This is a genomic window from Methylobacterium variabile (genome assembly GCF_001043975.1).
In the GTDB taxonomy this organism is placed as follows: Bacteria; Pseudomonadota; Alphaproteobacteria; order Rhizobiales; family Beijerinckiaceae; genus Methylobacterium; species Methylobacterium variabile.
On sequence record NZ_LABY01000390.1, the window covers coordinates 1 to 5,833 of the forward strand.

Consider the following 5,833-nt stretch of genomic DNA (forward strand, 5'->3'; position numbering starts at 1 on the left):
CCCGCTTGACGATCGCCGCGACGCTCGAGGAGCCGGCCCGCGCGCGCCTGACCCAGCGCACCGACGACATCGCGGCGATCGTCAAGCGGGTGCAGACCATCAACCGGGCGCTGCTCAACCGGCTGCGCCCGGCCGGCCTCGGCCAGGCGCCCCTCGGCCGCTGCCTCGAGCTCCTGGTGCGCGAGGGCGCCCGGCACCATCCGGAGGTCCGGGTCGAGGGCCGCTTCGCGCCCCTGCGGCAGGGCTACGGCGACCTCGTCGATCTCACCGTCTACCGCTGCGTCCAGGAGGGGCTGACCAACGCCCTGCGCCACGCCGGGCCCGGGCGGGTGGCGGTGTCGGTCGCGGAGGAGGACGGCACCCTGCACCTCAGCGTCGAGGATGACGGCCGCGGCCTCGGCGAGGAGCGGGTCGAGGGGCGGGGCCTCGCGGGGATGCGCGAGCGGGTCGAGGCCCTCGGCGGCAGCCTCGCGCTCGTGCCGCTCCGGCCCGGCACGGCCCTGCGGATCACGCTCCCGGCCGGACCCGAGACCCCGGAGGGGGAGCCCGCGTGACCAGCGTCATCGTGGTCGACGACCATCCGATCGTGCTCCGGGGCGCCCGGCGTCTGCTCGAGGATGCGGGTGCCGAGGTGCGGGAGGCCGCCGGCCTCGCCGAGGGCTACCGCGCCATCCTGCGCCACCGGCCCGACGTCGCCGTCATCGATCTCGCCTTCCCGGGCCGCGACCTCGCCGGCCTGGCGCTGATCGGCCGGGTGCGCAGGCGCGCGCCCGCGACACGCGTGCTGGTTTTCAGCATGCATGCCGATCCGGCGGTGGTCGCCCGTGCGCTGGCTGCCGGCGCCGTCGGCTACGTGCTGAAGGACGCGCCCGCCGGCGACCTGGTGCGGGCCTACGAGCAGGTGCGGACCGGGCGGCCCTACCTCGACGGGCCGCTCGCCACCGAGGTGGCGCTGCTCCAGGCCGATCCGCGCCGCACCCTGCTCGGATCCTTGAGCCCGCGGGAGCGGCGCATCCTGGCGCTCCTCGCCGAGGGCCGAGGCTACGCGGCGATCGCCGAGGATCTCTCGGTCAGCTACAAGACCGTGACCAATTCCTGCGCGGCCCTGCGCCAGCGCCTCGGCCTCGCCACCCTGACCGAGCTGACCCATTTCGCGGTCCGCCACGCCGCCGACCTGCGGTGAGAGGGTCACCGCCATCGTCGAACGGTCCCGGGCCGCGCCGCAGGCCCGGGCGAAGGCGGCCGTCCCGGATCTCACGGTCCCGTGTCGGCCGTGCGGGACGATTTGCCCGTCGCCCTCGCGCAGGCCGGGATCCGCAACGATGCCGCTGCATCACGGGCCTCGGCACGACGGTGCCGCCGAGGACGGCCCGGGTTTACGCCCGGACCATCTCGTTCGCAGGTCCGGACGCTGACTCACCGGACGGGGGAAGCCATGAATCTCGTTGCTGGATGTCGAGCGCGAGATGACTCCGGGGGGCCGGGCGATGCAAGGCCAAGTGCACCGCCGCAAGCCCGCATTGCAGATCCCCCGTTGCCACGCTCGCAGCCACGCTTGCCGGTGGATCTCAGTGCGACTGGTCGCCCATAGGTGCCCCGGCGAAGTCTGTGCTGTTGCAATATTCGGGCGACGACTTGTCCCCGACTTGGTAGGGCGAAATACAAGACCGTCAAGTGCCCGGATCGCCCTGTCGCGATCTACGTCATTTTCTCGTGGAAATTGCTGGATTTCAGCTTGCGTGGTCAGAGAAAAATAGGTTTTCGCAACGAGAAATGGACATAATCTGATGGCCTAGGGGGATGGTGATTCTGGAGCGGCGGGCGTGGTGCGTGTCTTGCGATGGCTGGCCTGGATGGCGACGACGGCGGCCGGCCTCGTCCTGCTGAGCCAGCCCGTCGGCACCCAGAACCAGCTCGCGATGAGCCTCGCCGCCATGGCGGCGATGGCCGGTCTCTGGCTCCTTTTCGACGGCCCGCGGGCGCGCTTCGTCTTCCTGGCGATGGGAAGCCTGGTGGTGCTGCGCTACATCCTGTGGCGGGTGACCGACACGCTGCCCTCGCCGGGCGACCCCGTCAGCTTCGGCTTCGGCCTGCTGCTGCTCCTGTGCGAGCTGTACTGCGTCTTCATCCTGTTCGTCAGCCTGATCATCAACGCCGAGCCGCTGCGCCGCCGCCCGCCCGCAGCGACACCTGCCGCGGACCTGCCCTCCGTCGACGTCTTCGTGCCGAGCTACAACGAGGACGCCGAGATCCTGGCGATGACGCTCGCCGCCGCGCGCCAGATGAACTACCCGCCCGAGAAGCTGACCGTCTGGCTCCTCGACGACGGCGGCACCGACCAGAAATGCGCTGACCCGAACCCCGAGAAGGCCGCCGCGGCGGTCGCCCGGCGGGCCGAGCTGCGGGCGCTCTGCGACGAACTCGGCGCGCGCTACCTGACCCGCGCCCGCAACGAGCACGCCAAGGCCGGCAACCTCAACAACGGCCTCGCCTTCGCCACCGGCGACATCGTGCTGGTCCTCGACGCCGACCACGTGCCGTTCCGCTCCCTGCTGAGCGAGACCGTCGGCTACTTCGCCGAGGACCCGAAGCTGTTCCTGGTCCAGACCCCGCACGCCTTCCTCAACCCCGACCCGATCGAGCGGAATCTCCGCACCTTCGAGCGCATGCCGTCCGAGAACGAGATGTTCTACGCGGTGACGCAGGCGGGCCTCGACAAGTGGAACGGCTCGTTCTTCTGCGGCTCGGCGGCGCTCCTGCGGCGCGCCGCCCTCGACGAGGCCGGGGGATTCGCCGGCATCACCATCACGGAGGATTGCGAGACCGCCTTCGAGCTGCATTCCCGCGGCTGGACCAGCGCCTACGTCGACAAGCCGCTGATCGCGGGACTCCAGCCCGACACGCTCGCCGACTTCATCGGCCAGCGCTCGCGCTGGTGCCAGGGCATGTTCCAGATCCTGCTGCTCAAGAACCCGGCGCTGCAGAAGGGCCTCAAGCCGATCCAGAAGCTCGCCTACCTGTCGAGCATGACGTTCTGGTTCTTCCCGATCCCGCGGCTCGCCTTCATGTTCGCGCCGCTGCTCCACATCTTCTTCGATCTGAAGATCTTCGTCGCCAGCGTCGACGAGTCGATCGCCTACACGGCGACCTACATCGTCATCAACCTGATGATGCAGAACTACGTCTACGGCAAGTTCCGCTGGCCGTTCGTCTCCGAACTCTACGAGTACGTCCAGGGACTGTACTTGTCGAAGGCGATCGTGTCGGTGATCTGGTCGCCCCGCAAGCCGACCTTCAACGTCACCAACAAGGGCGCGACGCTCGAGCACGACCACCTGTCGTCGCTAGCACTGCCGTTCTTCGCCGTCTACGGCCTGCTGGCGACCGGCTGCGTGGTGGCGGCCTGGCGCTACCTGTTCGAGCCCGGCGTGACCAACCTGATGCTGGTCGTCGGCCTGTGGAACCTCTTCAACCTCCTCACCGCGGGCGCGGCCCTCGGCGTCTGCGCCGAGCGGCGCCAGCTAGAGCGCACGCCGTCCCTCGCGGTCAACCGGCGCGGCCAGCTCACCCTCGGCGGCCGGGCCGTCGACGTGGCGATCGAGCGGGTCTCGGCGGAGGCCTGCACCGTCAGGATGCCGGCGGCGCTGCTGGCCGCCGGGGCCGGCCACCGCCCGGTCGCCGGCACCCTCACGGTGGTGCCGGTCGCCGGTGCCCGGCCCGCCGGCGCCCTGCCGGTGATCCTCGGGCCGGTCACCCGCACCGGCGCCGACGCGGTCTGCCGCCTCGCCTTCGGGTCCCTGCGCACGCAGGACTACGTCGCGCTCGCCGGCCTGATGTACGGCGACGCGGAGGCGATGCGCCGGTTCCAGCTGCGCCGGCGCCGCCACAAGGACCTGCTCACCGGGACGCTGCAATTCGTCTGGTGGGGTCTCGTCGAGCCGGTCCGCGCCCTGCGCTACGCGCTGGCCGGCGAGGTGCGCCAACCCGCCCCGGCCGCGGCGGCGACGCCCGCGACGCCGGTCTACGACGCCGCCCCGCCCGCTCCCGCCGAGCTGCCCCTTGAGCCGCGGGTCCGGCCCACCATCCCGATCCGGGCCAAGGCCGACGCCAAGGCGAAGGCTGAGGCGAAGTCCGAGGCGGAGGCAGAGGCCGAGGGCGATTGGGTCCGCCTGATGCTCGACTTCGAGAACGATCGCGCCCTCGCCGGCCGGCCTCGGCGCACCGATGCGGCCTGAGGACCCGATGACGGCGCCCCGCCCGACCCTCCGGCCCGAGCAGGCCTGCATCGGCAGTCCGACGCATCGGCCGTCCGGCTCCCCGTTCCCCCGCGGGGTCGCCCCGCAGGGCCGACGGCCATGGCTGCGGAACCTGCTCGACTCCGCGATTCTCGCGGCGATGGCCGCCGGGGGACTCGCGGCAGCCGGCCCGGCCGCGGCCCAGAGCTTCCTCGGCACCGGGCCGACCGAGCGGCTGACCCTGCCGCCCGCCGGCGAGCCCCTGCGCGCGGGTCCCCCACGCCCGCCGGCGCCCGAGGCCGATGCGGTGCGCCGCGGCGCGCCCCTGACGGCGGTGGTCGCGGCGGCGCGGCGCTTTCCCGCCGGCACCCGCGGCTACCGCCTCGCCGGCGAGGAGGACGCGCTGCAATTCCCGGTCTACCTGACCGAGGCGCAGGCGCGCGGACCGGCGAAGCTGCGGGTCTCCTACCTGTCGGCGATCTCGGTGGCGCCGGAATCCTCGGAACTCTCCGGCAGCGTCAACGGAACCCGTGTCGGCTGGACGCGGATCCAGGCGCCCGGCGCGGTGAAGGTGGTGGAGTTCGCCCTGCCCGAGGGTCTGCTCAAGGCCGGCTACAACGCCGTGAGCCTGACGGCGAGCCAGCGTCACCGGGTCGACTGCTCGATCGAGGCCACCTACGAGCTGTGGACCCAGATCGACCCCTCCCGCTCCGGCCTCGTCGTGGCCCCGGCAGCCGACCTCGACCTCAAGACCCTGGCGGCCCTTGAGCCCGACGAGAGCGGAGCCCTGCCGATCGGCGTGCTGCTCTCCGAGCGGCCGAGCCCGGACCGGCTCGAGCGGATGATCGGCGCCGTGCAGGCTGTCGCCCTGGTCGGGCGCCTGGCCCGGCCGGCGGTCAGCTTCGGGCCGCCGCTGTCCGGGCGCACCGGGGTCAACCTGCTCGTCGGCACCGCCGCCGAGATCCGGGGCACGGAAGGGGTCGAGGAGCTCGGGCCGATCTCGGGGCCGCGGGTCGCCCTGCTGCCGCCTCGCGGCAGCAGGGCCCCGGTGCTGGTCGTCACGGGCACGAGCGCCGCGGACGTGCGCGAGGCCGTCACGACCCTCGCGGCCTCGGGCGACGGGTCCGGCCCGCCGGCCGGCGCCCGGCTGGCGAGCCTGACGCGGGGCTACCCGATCCAGGGCGGGGAGAGCCTGGCCCTGGAGCAGCTCGGCGTCGCGACACGCGAGTTCAGCGGACGGCTGATGCGCGTCGGCTTCGAGGTGCGCTTCCCGGCCGATTTCGTCCCGGCCGATTACGGCAAGGTGATGCTGCACCTCGCCGGCGGCTACGCGGCGGGGCTGGAATCGAGCGCCCAGATCGTCGTCGACATCAACGGCCGCAACGCGGCGAGCGTGCCGCTGCCCTACAGCCGCGGCGAGGTGTTCAGCGACAACGCCATCCCGCTGCCCTTGAGCCTGTGGCGGCCGGGCCTGAACCGGGTCGAGATCAGCGCCCAGCTCCCCACCGCCGCCGACCGGACCTGCGACACCCTCGCGCCCGGGACCAAGCGGGCCCGCTTCCTGTTCCTCGACCGCACCCGCCTCGACATCCCGCTCC

4 protein-coding genes are annotated in these 5,833 nt (G+C 72.5%); all 4 read left to right on the forward strand.

The genetic code is table 11. The features are described 5' to 3' along the window. Positions 1–554, forward strand: a 554-nt coding sequence (locus VQ02_RS33330; protein WP_048448567.1) for an ATP-binding protein, incomplete at its 5' end; no start/stop codon positions are given. Further along, positions 551–1,183 (forward strand): response regulator, encoded by a 633-nt coding sequence (locus tag VQ02_RS33335; protein WP_048448568.1) that lies wholly within the window; start codon positions 551–553, stop codon positions 1,181–1,183. The genes VQ02_RS33330 and VQ02_RS33335, both read left to right, overlap by 4 nt. A gap of 640 nt (positions 1,184–1,823) precedes the next feature. Beyond that, positions 1,824–4,235 (forward strand): UDP-forming cellulose synthase catalytic subunit, encoded by a 2,412-nt coding sequence (gene bcsA, locus VQ02_RS33340; protein ID WP_083469592.1) that lies wholly within the window; start codon positions 1,824–1,826, stop codon positions 4,233–4,235. Between the two features lie 160 nt (positions 4,236–4,395). Continuing rightward, positions 4,396–5,833: cellulose biosynthesis cyclic di-GMP-binding regulatory protein BcsB (locus VQ02_RS33345; protein ID WP_167350820.1), on the forward strand; the 1,438-nt coding region annotated here is incomplete at its 3' end.